This window comes from Brucella sp. NBRC 12950, assembly GCF_030268145.1.
Classification (GTDB): domain Bacteria; phylum Pseudomonadota; class Alphaproteobacteria; order Rhizobiales; family Rhizobiaceae; genus Brucella.
Genome location: NZ_BSQC01000010.1, coordinates 234,286 through 249,609, shown reverse-complemented (window position 1 = coordinate 249,609; position 15,324 = coordinate 234,286). Strand labels below are relative to the sequence as shown.

Genomic DNA, 15,324 nt, shown 5'->3' with positions numbered 1-15,324 from the left:
CCGGTGCCTTGTCGCAGGCCATTGGCCAAGGTGCGGATGCCGTAATCGATACCGTGGCATACGACGAGACCCACGCAAACCAACTGCTCGACATTGAGGCGTCGGTTGGGCAATTCGTGGTGATCTCATCCTCCAGCGTTTATCGCGATGGAGCGGGCAGGACGCTTGATGAAGCCCGGGAAAACGGCTTTCCCGATCTTCCAGACGGAATGACGGAGAAACAGCCCACAGTCGAGCCAGGCCTCGAAAACTACTCGACAAAAAAGGTCGCTTTAGAAAGACGACTTCTCGACGCTGCACAGCAACCTGTCACGATCCTGCGTCCTGCTGCTATCCACGGCACCCATTCCACCCACCCCCGCGAATGGTGGTTTGTGAAACGCATGATGGATGGGCGCGTAGTCATACCGCTTTGCTTCAATGGACAAAGTCGTTTCCATACGACCGCAGCACTAAACATCGCCGAGGTTACAAAACATGCCCTTGCCGAACGGCGGAAGCTCATTCTCAACATCGCGGACCCTATAGCTCCGACTGTAAATGAAATTGGCTCTCATATAGCCACAGCCATGGGATGGAATGGGACTTTGGTCCCGATTAACATGGGCGATCCACGTCTCGGCTCCCCCATTGGTTGGACACCATGGTCGGTGCCCGCCCCATTCACTTTGAGCACTGAAGCCGCACGGCAGATTGGATACACGCCAGCAACCGACTATGCGCGTTCAGTTTTTGCCTCCTGCGAGTGGCTTAGAAACTCGGCAGACGAAGAGTGGCAAAAGCGGTTTCCGGTTCTGGCTGGCTATACAGTTCCATTATTCGATTACGAGGCTGAGGACGCATTCTTTAGCAGCTAGCCCATTTAGCTCGTCCGCTATTGAGCAGGCGGTGGCGCAACCGAAAGGGCCGGAATGAGGTCGGAAGCGGTCATTAAAGTCGCCTAGGATTTACGATTGCCCGCGCTCATTAGCCGTTCAAAGTATACTGATCGGAGATTAGTCCCACGGTTGCTGCACACTATGTCACGCATTTCTGACTCCACGTCACAATTTTTCCGGACAGCGCATATAACGGATCAGTTCATGCCACCAAATCTACCCCTTTCTCAGATCCGCCAGTTCATGCCCGCTTAAAAGGAACCGATGTTTCTGACCGGTAATCAGCACACCGGGCAGAAACGAGGGAAAGTGGGGCGTAACATTCCAAGGCAAAAAACGCCGCAGCTTGGCGCTCACAGAAATCTTCAATAGACTGTGTAATTCATATGCATTACAATCAAGCTTTAACTTGGAGAAACTTATGGCTTCTAACGCACTCGTTCAAACCCGCATTGATGCCGAAGTTAGAGATCGTGCCGCCGCGGTGCTTGAAAGTATGGGTCTTACGGTGTCGGACGTAGTCCGTATCTTACTCACCCGGACCGCGAACGAAGGGGCATTACCGCTCGAACTTATATCAGGCAGCGAAGCGCACGATGCTTGGTTTCGCAGCAAAGTTCTTGAAGCGCTTAACGACACGCGACCCGACATCTCGGATGATGAAGTCCCGGTTCATTTCGAAAGACGACGCGCAGCAGCGCGCCTTAAAGCAGTGGCGCTCAAGTCGTGAAGCTCACCTGGTCCGCATTGCGTTATCAGATCGAAACGCTATCTTCACATTTATTGAGGCGGATAACCCCTCATCTGCAATCATGGTCGACGAACGGATAGTCGCGTCTGCTCGTCGCCTAATTGATTTTCTGACGAGTGGTCGGGTTGGCAGAATTGCTGGGACGCGGGAACTGGTGATAAACGGTACCCCATAAGCCGCAGCTTATGCTGTAACGCAATCGGCGGTTCGTATCCTCCGCGTACTCCATGGCGCACGGGAATGGCCAGACATTATTTCTACCAGTTAGGCGTTGAATGCCAATTTGGGGAACAATGGCGGATATTGCTCCTGAGGAGGAGTAGTCGCCAAGAATCTTGACTTCAACTCAAAATCAGAAACAGGCCAACCAATTCACACCGTTTAATCGGGCGAACCCAGCCGTATCGTTGGTAAAGCCCAATCAGGACTGCAGCAATTCAGTGTAGATGAGCTCGATACGAGCAGCCTCCTCTTCAGCCAGGCCGGCAAACTCCCTTTCGCGAGCACGCTTCGACAGCTTACCGCCATTCTGGCTTAGAATGCGGAACAGGAGATCGAGCAGCCTGTCCGGCATGTCAATCATGCGCGAGACCTCATTCTTGAAACTATCATAGGTTTTCAGGAAGGCGGTCTCTGCTGGCAGGTCAATATCAATGGTACGCGCCACGCATTCGAACAGGAATTCCGCATGGGGCGTCGCGTCGAAATATCGATAAAAATCGACCGTCTCGTTCAGCACCTCGACATTGCCTCGCTCGGTCGGTCGCCAGCGGACAAAAGGCAACAGGCGACGGGAATAGGACTCCAACACGTGCCGGTACTCATCAATGCGGTCGAGAATGACTGCCGAGACAGGAAACACCAACCCAGGCGGATTGAAACCGCGTTCCGCCAAAACATGATGGATGACGTAACGATGCAGGCGTCCATTTCCGTCCTCAAACGGATGGATATAGACGAAGCCGAAAGCAAGGGTGGCCCCGGCTAATACCGGGTCCAGTTGCCGTGCTGCACCGCGGTCGAATGCGGTCAATCCTTCGATCAGAGTCGGCAGATCGTCATGCCGGGCGCTGACATGATCCGGAATGGGCGCGCCGCTCAGGCGATCATACTCTCCGACAAAGCCGCTATCAGCGCGCAGGCCAAGGTGCACGAAACGCGCATCGCCAATAACGATGCGCTGCAATCGTTCCAGTTCGGCACGGTCGATTGGATGGCGACCGGCCTCTGCGATAACCTGTCCCCAGCGTTGAATGCGGTCCCGGGGAGGGTCTTCGCCTTCAATCTGGAAACTCGACCGTGAATCCTTAAGGAGCAGGAAGGCCGCAGTACGGGCAAGCAAATCCGCCGGCACCTCAGCGATCAGGCGCCGGGCCTCCTCGCCGAGATCTCGGGCGATAAAAGCATCCAGCTTGGGTGTGCGGAAGATCATCGGGCAGAAGGCGGGTGTGCCCGGCAGATTATTCTTCACCCGATGGCGAGAGGATGTCGTCCCATCGATTGCCCATTGCAGATCGGGATCGACGACCAGGGCGTATGTGCCTTGGGTTGCATCATCGAGATCGAGCCTGGTGTCGAGCAGCCATTCATAAAGAAACCAGAGACGCCGCGCATACGCACCGGTCGGCGCTGCATGCACGATCTCGATAAGTGGCCTTGGCCCAGTAACCTGAAATAGGGCTTTAAGGACGGCTAGGTCTAGACCTTCGTAACGTAAAGCGAAGGTCAGATGGCCTGTGAGACTAGCGTCTGGTTGGTGGCGTGGCGTATAAAGCTTCCAGTCGTCAGCTTGATAGACTTTGTGGCGCGCACCGATGGCGGCGAGGTTGATCGGCACGGGAACAGCGAGCTCGAAAGCGTCGATTAGGGACGCGTATCCGACCGGGATTGCTCGTTCCGGCAGGCGACGGTCGTGAAAAAAGCTTACTTGGCCTGAAAATGGCTTCTTTTGTCCAAGAAGCATGATTTTTGATACTTTCCCGTGAAATTCTATTTCACTCGCATTGTGTCATGAAAACCAATCCTATTCAATGAATTTCGAATCTGAATGAGGTCACTCCGTGAAAATCAATAACAGACGCCACAAGGGGAGATCAGGCTCCGTTCTGCGAATGATCGGGGAATGAGTTCGGGGAGGACTCTGTAGCCGAAGCACTTCCCCGGGTTCTGGCGCGAATTTTTCATTTCTGCTGCGCTATTGTCGTTTCGGTGGGAATAATTGAGTCCTTTGTGCGGTGTTCTTCTATGTTCGTTATTCCGTTTCTTATCGTGATCTTCAGGAGATCTGGCCGAGCGTGGGGTGAACGTTGACCATGCAACATTGAATCATTGGATTGTTCGTTACGCCGCAGATTGCAGATCAGGCTCAGAAGCGTAAACATCCAACCCTTCACTCGTAGCGTGTTGATGGTTCCACCAGAGATTGTCCCGTTGCGCGCTGCGCGCACTAGTGTTTTTCAACCCATTTTCCATTCGTGTACGACGATCTTCCAACCATTCCCGAGGACGCAGGGGAATGGCAAGTCATGCCTTCCATTATGGCATGTCGAAGCAAAATTTTTTGCAATTCTGCTTTTAACGCATTTGGCAACGTGGTTCGTCGGCTTTGGGTTGGAGCCAGGATTCTTGACTGGCAATCTGGAAATGCATGCAGGGCAGATGCTTTTGGTAACGAGAACGGCTTTTTGTTTTTGTTTCAGCTGGGAATGCGTGGTTCGATGTTAGCATCAATTCAAGAGCCCTTTCCATTGAGTTAAAGATCTGGTATGAATTATTCACACCCGATATGATGCATTGCTGAAGAGAAGAAGAATGGCCAACATCGAAAAACGCACGATTAGCCTGCCTAGTGAGCAGGCAGCCTTCATCGAATCCAAAGTCAAGAACGGTGATTACGCTTCAGTCAGTGAGGTTATTCGTGCTGGTATTCGAGCATTAAGAGAGCGGGATGAAGTGATTGAACGGTGGTTAAATAACGCGGTTTCTGCATCTTACGATGCGATGAAATCAGATCCATCCCGTGCGGTAACCATTGACTCTGCCTTTGCCTCAGTTCGTAATCGACATGCTGAACGTGTGAAAGTTCGCAAGTGATCTGCAGATCCGTCGTCTTGTCCCCGGAAGCGGAAGCAGATCTTGTGGCTCTTTATGATTGGATAGCCGAAAGAGCATCGCCTGATACCGCACTTGGATACATTGATAGGCTCGAGAGCTATATACGCGGCTTCGACTACGCTTCTGAACGTGGCACTTTGCGAAACGATATACGCGAAGGTCTGCGTACCGTTTGGTTTGAACGCAGAGTAACGATCGCGTTCAATGTCACTGCACAAGAAGTTATTGTGCTTGGCTTATTTTATGGTGGCCAAAACTGGCAGGAAGCCTTATCTGAGCACTGAAATCGTGATCGTCGTTCTTGACTCAACGTCAAAATCTTTCGGAAACCGCGTATAATGGATCAGCTCGTGCCGCCAGTTCATGCCCGCTTTAAAGGAACCGATGTTTCTGACTTTGATTCAAAAACAGAAACATGTTCGTGGTAAGGGTGTCATTACTGAGCACCCTTACCACGAACGATGCCTTCTGCGCTTATCCGGTTGGGGTAGCAGTCGATCGATAATTGATGGTCTCATCTGCCTGCATTGATAGAGTATGTATGTAAGGCATCGCATCCGGCGATATTATGAACGGAATATCATTTCCGGTTGGGCTGACAGAAAGTGTACGAATTTCTTTTGGGGTCAGGCCATAGAATACCTTAAACGAGCGTGTGAAGGCCGACGCATGGGCAAAGCCGAGTTCGAAAGCTAGCTGCGAAACGCGGGGGATTTTCTGGTCAGGATCCGTTAGCCGGCGAAATGCATGACGTAGCCGCCGCTCGGTTATGTAGGTGCTCACGCCTCCCAGCCTTTCGAAGGCACGATAGAGCGTAGAGCGCGTTATGCGGAACTCGTCCAGCAATGCTTGGGACCGAGTTCAGGGTCGGTCAGGCGGCGCTCAATCGCAGCTTTGATATTTGCGACACCAAATTGAGAGTGACTTCAGTTCACGATATTTACAGTAAAAAGTCACAAGTTCCGCGACATTTCTTCAGGTTTGCGGGCGAGGTAAATCGCCGTGACAAAGTTCCGGCGAACGTGCCCGCCGAATTCCTCGTCCGCGATGCGTCCGATCTCGCTCAGCAACCAGGACCGTTTTGCTTCAGGCAGGCGGGCGACCGGCGAGGGCTCTGTCGCAAATTTTTTAGCGGATTAACGCCGACCTTATCTGTGGGCGCAATTATGCTGCGAGTTCGGCAAACACTTCGAATGGCGAGCGGTTGTTGTTCATATGAGCCACTTCGATGCCAGCAATCGTTGCTGATGCGCTGTCAAACGCCTTGAAGCCCAATGTGACACACTATCGGGAATTCTGGTGACATATTCGGCTGATACAGTGATCTTTTCACCCCACGCACCGCTACCGAGGAAAAAGGCGACGCGGTCGCCCGGCTTTAAGTTCACACCATCACCAATCTCCTCCACGAGACCGTAGCCCTCGAAGCCAACGCGTACACCCTCTGTTGGGATTGTCGCTCCTGGTTGATACCGCCTTGATATGCCGAGAAGGTCGCCGTGATGAACCGGCCGGAGAAGCACCCGGATCAGCACTTCATTGCGTTCGGGATGCTTGGGCTCCTCAACTTCGACTGCTTGAAGAACGTCCGCTGGCTTTCCATAATTGAAATAGACTGCGGCACGCATTGTGGTTTCTCCTTAAACTGAGAATTGGGGGCGATCAGTTGTTGCGGTTCCGGGTTAGACCTGAGCCTGTCCGCCATCGGCGAAGAGTTCGGAACCGTTGACGAAGCTTGCGTCATCTGAAGCGAGGAACAGGGTCGCCTTGGCGATTTCCTCGGACTCGCCGACGCGACCGAGTGGAATGCGCGAAGCAAGATAGTCCAGAAGCTCTTGTTGTTGTCCTTTGTCGTCACCGGCCAATTCGACAAGACCGGGTGTGCGCGTTGCACCGGGCGAGACGACGTTGACGCGGATGCCGGTTCCCTTCAGGTCAAGCGCCCACGAACGGGCCAGATTGCGAACTGCCGCCTTGGAAGCAGAATAGACTGAGAATGCAGCCGTGCCTTCAGTGCCAGCGGTAGAGCCGGTCAGCACGACCGACGAGCCTTTGCCCAATAACGGAAGCGCTTTCTGGACAGTGAAAATGACAGCTTTCACATTGCTCCCGAAAGTATCGTCTATCTGTTCCTCGGTGATCTGACCGAGTGGCAGCATGGTGCCGCCACCAGCATTGACAACAAGAGCATCAACGCGTCCTTGTTCAGCTTTCACCTGAGCAAACAATCTGTCCAGATCGTTGTTGCTGGAAGAGTCCGCTTGAATGCCGATCACGCCGTTGCCTATCTCGATAACTGCCTTGTCGAGGGCTTCTTTACGACGGCCAGTGATGTAGACGCGTGCGCCTTCTGCAACAAAAAGTTTGGCCGTGGAAAGGCCGATGCCGCTGGTAGCGCCGGTGACGACGGCGATCTTGTCTTTAAGCCTGTTGGTCATTCTATTCTCCTGATGCCGGGCGCACGAAAGGGTTCAGCCCGAATGTGCGGCCTGTTGAAATTCTGAGACTGTACGGGAGGTGACGTTGACCGTTGGCCTCGTCGCTGTCCGATGAGGAGAAATTAGTTCGTCACGCTGCTGGTGAGAAGCCACTCAGCGTGGAGACATTATCCATATGCATGGATAGTCTACAAAGTCACATCGCGTCTCGCATCGACTGTTGCGAATATTTTTGCAGCCCACTCCGTGAATGCGAGCAATCGCGGGTTGGGGAATCGATCTGCCGGGTAGATGAGGTGTAGCGGATGATTTTCAGGCTTCCAGTCAGGCAGCAGTTCGATCAGTTTTCCGCTCGCAATATGCGGTCTGGCGAGGAACCCGAAGCTCTGGCCTAGCCCAAGGCCAGCAAGCAGCGCGTTCAAATGTGCAGTGCTCTCGTTCACCGAAATGCCACTGGACGTGGGGTGGTATTCAGTCCGCTCATCAGCGCGTTGAAAGCGAAGCGGAAACCTCTTTCCGGATGACGCCGAAAAATAACTGACGATCCGATGCGAATGGATGTCGTCTGGCCTCATCGGAAGCTCCAGACCATTCAGATAGGCAGGGGACGCGCAAATGACGTAATCCAGCTCGCATAATTTCCGCGCCTTCATTGCCGAGTCGCTGAGAGCGCCGCCGCGAATGACGCAATCGATCCCTTCACTGATGAGGTCGGCAGGGCGATCACTTACGCCGAGCATAAGATCAATATCAGGATACTGGTGTTGAAAATCGGAGAGCGTGGGTATCAGGATCTGGTTTGCGAGCACCGATCCAATGTCGACGCGCAGTTTGCCTTTCGGTGCGCTGCGTGAGCCAGCGACAGTACCGTCCATGTCATCGAGGTCAGCGAGAAGCTTTAGCGCTCGCTCGTGATAGGCGATACCTTCGGATGTCATTGTGACCGAGCGTGTGGTGCGTTCTACGAGCTTTGTCCCGAGATGTGCTTCAAGATCTTGCACAAGTTTACTCGCCGAGGATCGGGGCAGATTCATCATGTCAGCGGCTTTGGCGAACGATCCGGCTTCAGCAACCCGGACAAATGTTCGAATGGCGAGTATTTGATCCAAGAGGCACCCGTTTGATCGTATTCGGTGAAACCCAGCTTATAGCTGATGTAATAGATTGGCCGTGAAAATATTGCATCCAAATCTACAGTTTTGTTGGCTCCTGTCTTTTATGAGTAAGCGCCAGGCCTTTTGAATTGATGCATGTCCACTCAAAAATAGGCAAGTCGAGCCTGTTATTGAATCATCATCTAAATTTGCAGTCATCCCTTAGCGATGTAGTAGGATACGAGTAAGCAACATTTGTTGACTGGCAATCATCCATCGCACTTGGCCGATCGGTTTTATCACATGGTCAGGGCCGCTTTCTACAGCGATGCAGTCGTGGTTCCAGGATGCCATCAAGTCAGCATTGACGAAACGCTTGACAGAGTGTGGAAAAGCTTGTTGTATATTCGAAACGCGGGGGCAACGTAGCCCGTCAATGCGTAGAAAATAATCTAAGGGAACGTGGTGGCAATGAGGCCCGCAACACTTCGTGTTGGCGGGATTTTTGTCGTTTGTGAGGTGGAATGGGTGAGCTAACCTGCAAGATCGGCATATTGATTTCAACAACTGGCGCTTATGCGGCAGTTGGACGTGCCATCTTGAACGGAACCCTGCTGGCATGTGCGCAGATAAATGCCGACGAAGAGCTGAAGGTCGCTCTCGAGCCGGTGCATTACAACCCCGGTGGTGATCTGGAAGAGTATTCAGTGGCGACCAGAAAGATGATCGACGCCGGTTATCGTCATGTCGTGGGGTGCTATACGTCATCCAGCCGCAAGGAAGTTATTCCACTTTTTGAAAAGTATGATGCACAGCTATGGCATCCATCCCATTATGAAGGTTTTGAAAGCTCTCCAAACGTAATCTATACGGGTGCCTCGCCAAACCATCATATGTCACCATTGATGGACTACCTCCTAACCCGATATGGTCGCAAAGCCTTTTGTGTTGGTTCCAACTATATTTGGGGTTGGGAAAGCATCCGTGTCCTGCGCGAATATATTCATGTGCGCAAGGGACGTGTTCTGGCCGAGCGTTATCTCGGCGTTGGTGAAACGGACTTTCAGAAGATCATCGAAACCATCTTTGAAGAGCAGCCGGATTTTATATTCAATGCTTTGATTGGTGACTCTTCATACGCCTTTTTCGAGCAGTTTCGACAGGCATGTGAAGCGCGCGGTATCAATCAGACCGAACGCTTCCCAATAGCGAGCTGCAATCTTTCTGAACCCGATCTTACTGAAATAATGCCGGAGTGCAGAAATGGACATATCAGCTCGTCCGTCTATTTCTCGACCCTGACCAATCCCGAAAACCGTTTTTTTGTGGCCCAATACAACCAGGCTTTTCCTGACGGTCCCCCTCCAGCGGCAGAAGGTGAAGCCGCCTATATCGCTACTATCATGCTCGGAATGGCTATTGCCGCGGCCAATTCCACCGATCCCATGCTGGTTAGAAACGCTGTCGCCGGAATGCAGTTAAAGGCACCGCAGGGACTGGTGACAATAGACCCCGAAACACACCATGCATATCTGACGCCGCGGATCGGACTATCGACCCGGGACGCCGAATTTGAAGTGCTGATCGAGGCGCCAGCGCCTGTGCGACCCGACCCCTATCTCGTTTCTGCAGATAGCCTAGCTATAAGCTCAATTGGTCAGGCGAGTTTGAGGGTTGTACAATGAGCGGCCGCTTCACACAGAATTTCAGGAACCGCCGTGGGATCATTGTTTCGCGTGATTTCAGAGCAATTGGCGCTTTGGATTCGACTCTCCCAAAACTAGGCTTGAGTGCATCCTATGTACCGCTTAAAGCCGATAGGGCGGAACTGTTGGAATCTGAGCTCAATGCCGAGCGTGACGTGTTGTTTGTGGATGGTGATCTCGATAATCCACTTTCTCTTCCAGTCAGTCCGGTCAGTGGCTTGGCCTGTGTTCCGATTGTCGGCCTGGTTGGTGTCGAAGCCCCTAGCCGCTTGAAAGGACTTGTGCAGTCAGGCGCGACGGCCTTCCTGCGCAAACCCGTTTATGGATCAATTGTCTATTCGGCTATTGTCCTTGGCATCAACTCCTACCAGCAGCGACAACAGATGGAGACCACAATTGCTCTCCATGAAATGCGTCGCCAGCAGCGCCGCAGTCTGATCAAGGCAATTGTCGAGATTATGCGTCGTCACAATGTCTGTGATGATGAGGCTTACAACCTTCTTCGCAGGGAAAGCATGAAATCACGAATGAATGTTGAAACATACGCAGAATACTTCATCAGCGAAGTGATGAAGGTGGACGACCGCGAAACAGAAACCACTCAAAGGTCAACTATCGCGAACTAACCTCCGAGGAGAATAAAAAATGTCTATTATTAAAAAAGCCGCAGCTTTTGCGGTAACGGGAACGCTTGCACTTTTTTCTGGTGTAGCACTTGCTCAGGAGCCGATTAAGATCGGTGTTCTGGAAGATCAATCTGGCGAATTTGTCGTGCCTGTTATCGGCAAGGTTCATGCAATTCAGCTTGCGACCGAAGAAATCAATGCCAAAGGTGGTATTGCCGGGCGCCCGATTGAGCTAGTCGTCTATGATACCCAGTCGGACAATACGCGCTTTCAGGAATTTACGCGACGCGCTCTGCAACGCGATAAGGTTGATGTGATTTTCGCAGGCTTTTCATCGGCTTCCCGCGAAGCCTATCGACCGATCGTGCGACAGTTTGACGGCTTTGCCTTCTATAACAATCAGTATGAAGGCGGTGTCTGTGATGCCAATATGGTGATTACGGGTGCTGTGCCGGAACAGCAGTTCTCGACCCTCATTCCATGGATGATGGAAACTTATGGGAAGAAGGTTTACACCATCGCCGCGGATTACAATTTCGGCCAGATTTCTGCTGAATGGGTACGCAATATCGTCAAGGAAAATGGTGGCGAGATGGTTGGAGAGGAATTCATTCCGCTCGGTGTTTCGCAATTCTCGCAGACCATTCAGAATATCCAAACGGCCAAGCCCGATGTGGTTGTAACTCTGCTGGTTGGAACCGCGCAGGCCTCCTATTACGAACAGGCTGCATCTGCCAATCTGAAATTGCCTATGGCTTCATCGGTAAATGTCGGACAGGGTTATGAGCACAAGCGTTTTACACCGCCCAGCCTTGCCAATATGCATGTGACGACAAACTATATCGAGGAAGTTGATACGCCTGCGAGCAAGGACTTTATCGAACGCTTCCACGCCAAGTTTCCGAATGAACCCTATATCAATCAGGAAGCTGCCAACTCCTATATTGCAGTTAACCTCTATAAGCAGATGGTTGAGCGTGCCGGTGGTTCAACTAAACGGGATGATTTGCGCAAGATAATCGCCGAAGGTGATGTTTGCTTTGACGGCCCGTCGGGAAAAACCTGCCTTGATCCCAAGAGCCAGCATATGTCGCATACCATCTATCTGGCAAAAGTTGGCGATGACCATAGCGTTTCTTTCCCGAAAGTCTGGAACGATGTTAAGCCTTACTGGCTGGGTGATGCGGGTTGCGACCTAACGAGAAGCAATCCGGGAGAACAGTACACACCATCTAATCCACCTTCGAAGCAGTAAGGGTCTGATCCGGCACGCACCTGTTGCGTGCCGGAAGACCAGACGTCTCCCGATTAAGGATTATTATGATGGAGCTATTGGGTTCTCTTTTCGCTGCCTTTTATCAGTTTGGCGATGCGTTTGCGTTTCTCGTTCTCTCGGCGTGCGGACTGGCAATTATTTTCGGCATGATGGGGGTCATCAATCTCGCGCATGGAGAGTTCATCATGTGCGGTGCCTATGTCACCGTAATGACGACAAAAGCCGGTTTGCCGTTGCCATTGGCGATAATCGCCGGTGCTTTGGTGGCAGGTATCATCGGTATGCTGCTCGAGCGCCTTGTGATCCGCCATCTCTACGGACGCCCGCTTGATACAATCGTGGCGACTTGGGGCATTAGTTTGATTGCGACACAGGGAACGCTCATTCTTCTGGGTTCAACGATGCAGGGCATCGGCACGCCATTGGGCTCATTCACTCTGGGTGCTCTTTCCTTCTCAGTTTACCGCATGGTCCTGATGCTGGCTGCGCTGGCGATCCTCGCAGGTCTCTACCTTGTCTTTAACAAGACTCGCTTCGGCATCCTTGCTCGCGCGACCATTCAGGTCCCGGACATGGCCAGAACGCTTGGTGTGAACACGAACTACATTTATGCGCTGACGTTTGGTCTGGGCGCCGGTCTGGCAGGGCTCGCCGGCGGGCTTTATGCTCCCACCATGACCCTGGTGCCGACAATGGGATCAAGCTTCATCGTGGAGTCATTCGTAACTGTTGTTGTCGGTGGCGCTGACGTCTTTTTGGGCACTGCACCAGCCGCAGCCATCCTCGCGGTCGTTAAGGCAAGTCTCACTTCCATGTATGGCCAGCTGTTCGGACAGATTGGGCTGCTCGTTGCTGTGATCATCGTCATTCGGGTGCTGCCAAATGGCCTTTCAGGGCTTTTCATAAAAGGAAAAGGTTAATGGCACTCAAGCTATTCGGGCATCTTGAAGGCCCGCAAACCAAGGGGAAAGGCCCAGTTTTCTGGAGTGGCTTTTTAGCCGTTGTCCTGCTCGCAATCATTTATCCAATGTTTTCTGACGGATACACAATTGGAAACAACGTCTACTTTCTGATCTGGACATTCATGGCCATGGGGCTCAGTCTCATCTGGGGTTATGGCGGTGCATTGTCGTTTGGCCAAACAGCATTCTTCGGCGTTGCGGGTTACGCTTATGGCGTTCTGACGATCAATATCGGTGATGCTTTCGGATTCACCCTTATCGCGCTAGTGCTGGCAATTCTCCTTTCCGGTCTGACTGCTGCAATCATTGGCTATTTTTTGTTCTATGGGCGGATAACGGGTGTGTTTCTGGGCATCGTCACCCTTTCGGTTACGTTGGTTCTGGAACGCTTCATGGCGCAGACCGCCGGCCCGGAATGGGCGATTGGAAAAGCCCGCCTTAACGGTTTCAACGGCATGAGTGGTATGCCGCCAATCACTATTCCTTGGTTTGGTGGCGATATTGCTCTCTATCCCGATATTGGGCTCTATTATGTCGTTCTTGGCCTCGTCTTGGTCGTCTATCTGGGATTGCGGCTTCTGTTGAACTCGCCAATTGGCAATGTTCTCGTTGCCATCCGCGAAAACCCACAAAGAGCCGAGATGCTGGGCTATGATGTTCGTCTCTATCAGTGGGGGGGCTTTATCATAGGTTCAATGCTGGCCGGTCTTTCGGGCGTTCTTTATACGGCCTGGGGTCAATATATTACGCCATCAAGCATGAGCATTACGGCAGCAGCACTACCGATTGTCTGGGTTGCAGTTGGTGGGCGCAGCGACATCACAGCGACGCTTATTGGAACAATTCTGGTGCTTGCAGGATTTCAGGCGCTTACAATTTATGGCGCACAATACGCACTGATTGTTATGGGTGCTCTGCTTGTGTTCACCGTGCTTATTGCGCCGCAAGGTATTGTACTGGGGCTAGCTAATCTGGTCGGGCGTGTTCTGATCTTCAAACAGAAGAGGTCAGCATCATGAATATCCTTGAAACACGCAACCTGCATAAGCGCTTTGGTGGTCTGCATGTAACAAATGATGTCAACCTTCAACTCAGGAAGGGGGAGATTCATTGTTTGATTGGACCCAACGGGGCAGGTAAAAGTACCCTCTTCGCGCTCATACTGGGTAAATATCTGCCAAGCGAAGGTGATGTTCTTTATAAAGGCGAAATAATTACGCAATTGAAATCGTTTGATCGGATCGACCGCGGTATTAGCGTGAAGTTTCAGGTGCCGGGGATTTTCAAGGAGCTGAGTGTTTACCAGAACCTCGAAATAGCCGTTCAACGAAAGCATCGCGGTTCAGAGCTCAAACGCGAAATCGAGCGTCTTTTAGGTTTCCTGAAGCTTGAGGATTCCACCACAAAACTTGCTGGTAATCTCAGCCATGGTCAGAAGCAATGGTTGGAGATCGGTATGGCTATCAGTCTTGAACCAGAACTGCTGCTTCTCGATGAGCCCACTGCAGGCATGACCCCGGACGAAACATTTGCAACCGGAGAAATGGTTCAACAATTGAATGCGCAGGGAGTGACTGTTCTAGCCGTTGAACATGACATGGCATTCGTTCGGCAAATCGCACAACAGGTTACAGTCCTGCATTTTGGTAAAATCTTCGCGCAAGGCTCGATCGACGACATCGTTAAGGATGACCGGGTCGCTGCAATCTATCTGGGGCAGGCCGATGCATAAGGAAATTCTACTTCAAACACGCGGTTTGTGGGCTGGATATGGTGGTAAACCCGTGCTGCAGGGTGTCGATATCGATGTGCACAAGGGAGAAATCGTAGCAGTCATCGGTCGTAACGGCGTCGGTAAGTCGACACTTATGAAGTCGCTTATCGGGCTTTTGCCGGCTGACCGGGGATCAATAGGTTTCAACGCACAGGATGTCACGCATCTACCTCCGCACAAGCGGGCACGCCAAGGTATCGGTTATGTTCCGCAGGGTCGGGATGTATTCCCCCGTATGACGGTTGAAGAAAATCTGGCAGTTGGCGAATCTATCACTCCAGGTGCCAGTAAAGAGCTTTACGACGATATTTATTCCCGGTTTCCAATCCTCGCAGAAAGACGGCATCAACGCGCGGGAACAATGTCGGGCGGCCAGCAACAACAATTGGCAATTGGTCGTGTTTTGATAGGACGTCCATCTCTTATTCTTCTCGACGAGCCGTCGGAAGGGATCCAGCCAAACATCGTGATGGATATTGCGAAACTATCGGTGGAACTCAACCAGAAAACTGGAGTGTCTATCATTCTCGTTGAGCAAAATATCGATATGATCCGCGCCATGGCCCAGCGCTGCTATGTTATGGACAAGGGAAGTATCGTTGCAACTCTCACAGCCGAGATGTTGGAAGATCGCGACACGGTGCGCAGATATCTCGCCGTTTGACGATGGCAATCTCGTAGTTACACGTTTTGAACAGTCCCAAT

The 15,324-nt window shown here is 52.0% G+C and carries 15 protein-coding genes and 4 pseudogenes; 13 read left to right on the top strand and 6 right to left on the bottom strand.

Annotated features, from left to right (window positions below; all coding sequences use genetic code 11):
- The 3 genes and pseudogenes from QSJ70_RS18020 to QSJ70_RS27775 form a co-directional block, all read left to right on the top strand.
- On the top strand, window positions 1-857 hold an 857-nt coding region (locus QSJ70_RS18020; protein ID WP_285538412.1), incomplete at its 5' end, for a Rossmann-fold NAD(P)-binding domain-containing protein.
- Window positions 858-1,299: 442 nt separating this feature from the next.
- A complete protein-coding gene (locus QSJ70_RS18015) occupies window positions 1,300-1,608 on the top strand; it encodes a type II toxin-antitoxin system RelB/DinJ family antitoxin (RefSeq protein ID WP_285538411.1) in 309 nt (102 codons plus the stop codon).
- Window positions 1,605-1,897, top strand: a pseudogene (locus tag QSJ70_RS27775) (type II toxin-antitoxin system RelE/ParE family toxin). Before QSJ70_RS18015 ends, QSJ70_RS27775 begins: the two are co-directional and overlap by 4 nt.
- A 153-nt stretch (window positions 1,898-2,050) precedes the next feature.
- On the opposite strand, the gene QSJ70_RS18005 reads toward QSJ70_RS27775, so the two are convergent.
- A complete protein-coding gene (locus tag QSJ70_RS18005; RefSeq protein WP_285538409.1) occupies window positions 2,051-3,592 on the bottom strand; it encodes a Fic family protein in 1,542 nt (513 codons plus the stop codon).
- A 271-nt stretch (window positions 3,593-3,863) separates the two neighbouring features.
- Between QSJ70_RS18005 and QSJ70_RS18000 the strand changes: the two are divergent.
- From QSJ70_RS18000 to QSJ70_RS17990, 3 genes and pseudogenes are all read left to right on the top strand, one after another.
- Window positions 3,864-4,025 (top strand): annotated as a pseudogene (locus tag QSJ70_RS18000) (IS6 family transposase); the annotation flags it as partial.
- 415 nt (window positions 4,026-4,440) lie between these two features.
- Window positions 4,441-4,722, top strand: coding sequence for a type II toxin-antitoxin system ParD family antitoxin (locus QSJ70_RS17995; RefSeq protein WP_285538407.1), 282 nt, complete (start codon window positions 4,441-4,443; stop codon window positions 4,720-4,722).
- Window positions 4,719-5,027 (top strand): type II toxin-antitoxin system RelE/ParE family toxin, encoded by a 309-nt coding sequence (locus QSJ70_RS17990; RefSeq protein ID WP_285538406.1) that lies wholly within the window; start codon window positions 4,719-4,721, stop codon window positions 5,025-5,027. Before QSJ70_RS17995 ends, QSJ70_RS17990 begins: the two co-directional genes overlap by 4 nt.
- Window positions 5,028-5,217: 190 nt before the next feature.
- Here QSJ70_RS17990 and QSJ70_RS17985 read toward each other — a convergent pair whose 3' ends face one another.
- The 5 genes and pseudogenes from QSJ70_RS17985 to QSJ70_RS17965 form a co-directional block, all read right to left on the bottom strand.
- Window positions 5,218-5,589, bottom strand: coding sequence for a helix-turn-helix transcriptional regulator (locus QSJ70_RS17985; RefSeq protein ID WP_285538404.1), 372 nt, complete (start codon window positions 5,587-5,589; stop codon window positions 5,218-5,220).
- A 318-nt stretch (window positions 5,590-5,907) separates the two neighbouring features.
- Window positions 5,908-6,018: pseudogene (locus tag QSJ70_RS17980) on the bottom strand (IS6 family transposase); the annotation flags it as partial.
- Between the two features lie 23 nt (window positions 6,019-6,041).
- Window positions 6,042-6,371: pseudogene (locus QSJ70_RS17975) on the bottom strand (alcohol dehydrogenase catalytic domain-containing protein); the annotation flags it as partial.
- A 54-nt stretch (window positions 6,372-6,425) separates the two neighbouring features.
- Window positions 6,426-7,181 (bottom strand): SDR family NAD(P)-dependent oxidoreductase, encoded by a 756-nt coding sequence (locus QSJ70_RS17970; protein ID WP_215779936.1) that lies wholly within the window; start codon window positions 7,179-7,181, stop codon window positions 6,426-6,428.
- 188 nt (window positions 7,182-7,369) lie between these two features.
- Window positions 7,370-8,290, bottom strand: coding sequence for a LysR family transcriptional regulator (locus tag QSJ70_RS17965; RefSeq protein ID WP_285538401.1), 921 nt, complete (start codon window positions 8,288-8,290; stop codon window positions 7,370-7,372).
- Between the two features lie 509 nt (window positions 8,291-8,799).
- On the opposite strand from QSJ70_RS17965, the gene QSJ70_RS17960 reads away from it, so the two are divergent.
- The 7 genes from QSJ70_RS17960 (at window position 8,800) to urtE (ending at window position 15,283) form a co-directional block, all read left to right on the top strand.
- The gene (locus QSJ70_RS17960) at window positions 8,800-9,960 is read left to right on the top strand and encodes a transporter substrate-binding domain-containing protein (protein WP_285538399.1); all 1,161 of its coding nucleotides are present in this window, start codon (window positions 8,800-8,802) and stop codon (window positions 9,958-9,960) included.
- Complete coding sequence (locus QSJ70_RS17955; RefSeq protein WP_215779939.1) at window positions 9,957-10,607, top strand: ANTAR domain-containing response regulator; 651 nt, start codon at window positions 9,957-9,959, stop codon at window positions 10,605-10,607. Before QSJ70_RS17960 ends, QSJ70_RS17955 begins: the two co-directional genes overlap by 4 nt.
- A 19-nt stretch (window positions 10,608-10,626) precedes the next feature.
- Window positions 10,627-11,862, top strand: coding sequence for an urea ABC transporter substrate-binding protein (locus QSJ70_RS17950; protein WP_285538396.1), 1,236 nt, complete (start codon window positions 10,627-10,629; stop codon window positions 11,860-11,862).
- 68 nt (window positions 11,863-11,930) lie between these two features.
- Window positions 11,931-12,803, top strand: a complete 873-nt coding sequence (locus QSJ70_RS17945; protein ID WP_215780517.1) for an ABC transporter permease subunit — start codon at window positions 11,931-11,933, stop codon at window positions 12,801-12,803.
- Window positions 12,803-13,864 (top strand): ABC transporter permease subunit, encoded by a 1,062-nt coding sequence (locus QSJ70_RS17940; RefSeq protein ID WP_285538394.1) that lies wholly within the window; start codon window positions 12,803-12,805, stop codon window positions 13,862-13,864. Before QSJ70_RS17945 ends, QSJ70_RS17940 begins: the two co-directional genes overlap by 1 nt.
- Window positions 13,861-14,577 carry an ABC transporter ATP-binding protein gene (locus QSJ70_RS17935; protein ID WP_285538391.1) on the top strand — a complete coding sequence of 239 codons (717 nt, stop codon included), beginning with the start codon at window positions 13,861-13,863 and terminating at the stop codon, window positions 14,575-14,577. Before QSJ70_RS17940 ends, QSJ70_RS17935 begins: the two co-directional genes overlap by 4 nt.
- A complete protein-coding gene (gene urtE, locus QSJ70_RS17930; RefSeq protein WP_215779945.1) occupies window positions 14,570-15,283 on the top strand; it encodes an urea ABC transporter ATP-binding subunit UrtE in 714 nt (237 codons plus the stop codon). Before QSJ70_RS17935 ends, urtE begins: the two co-directional genes overlap by 8 nt.
- Window positions 15,284-15,324: the final 41 nt, after the last annotated feature.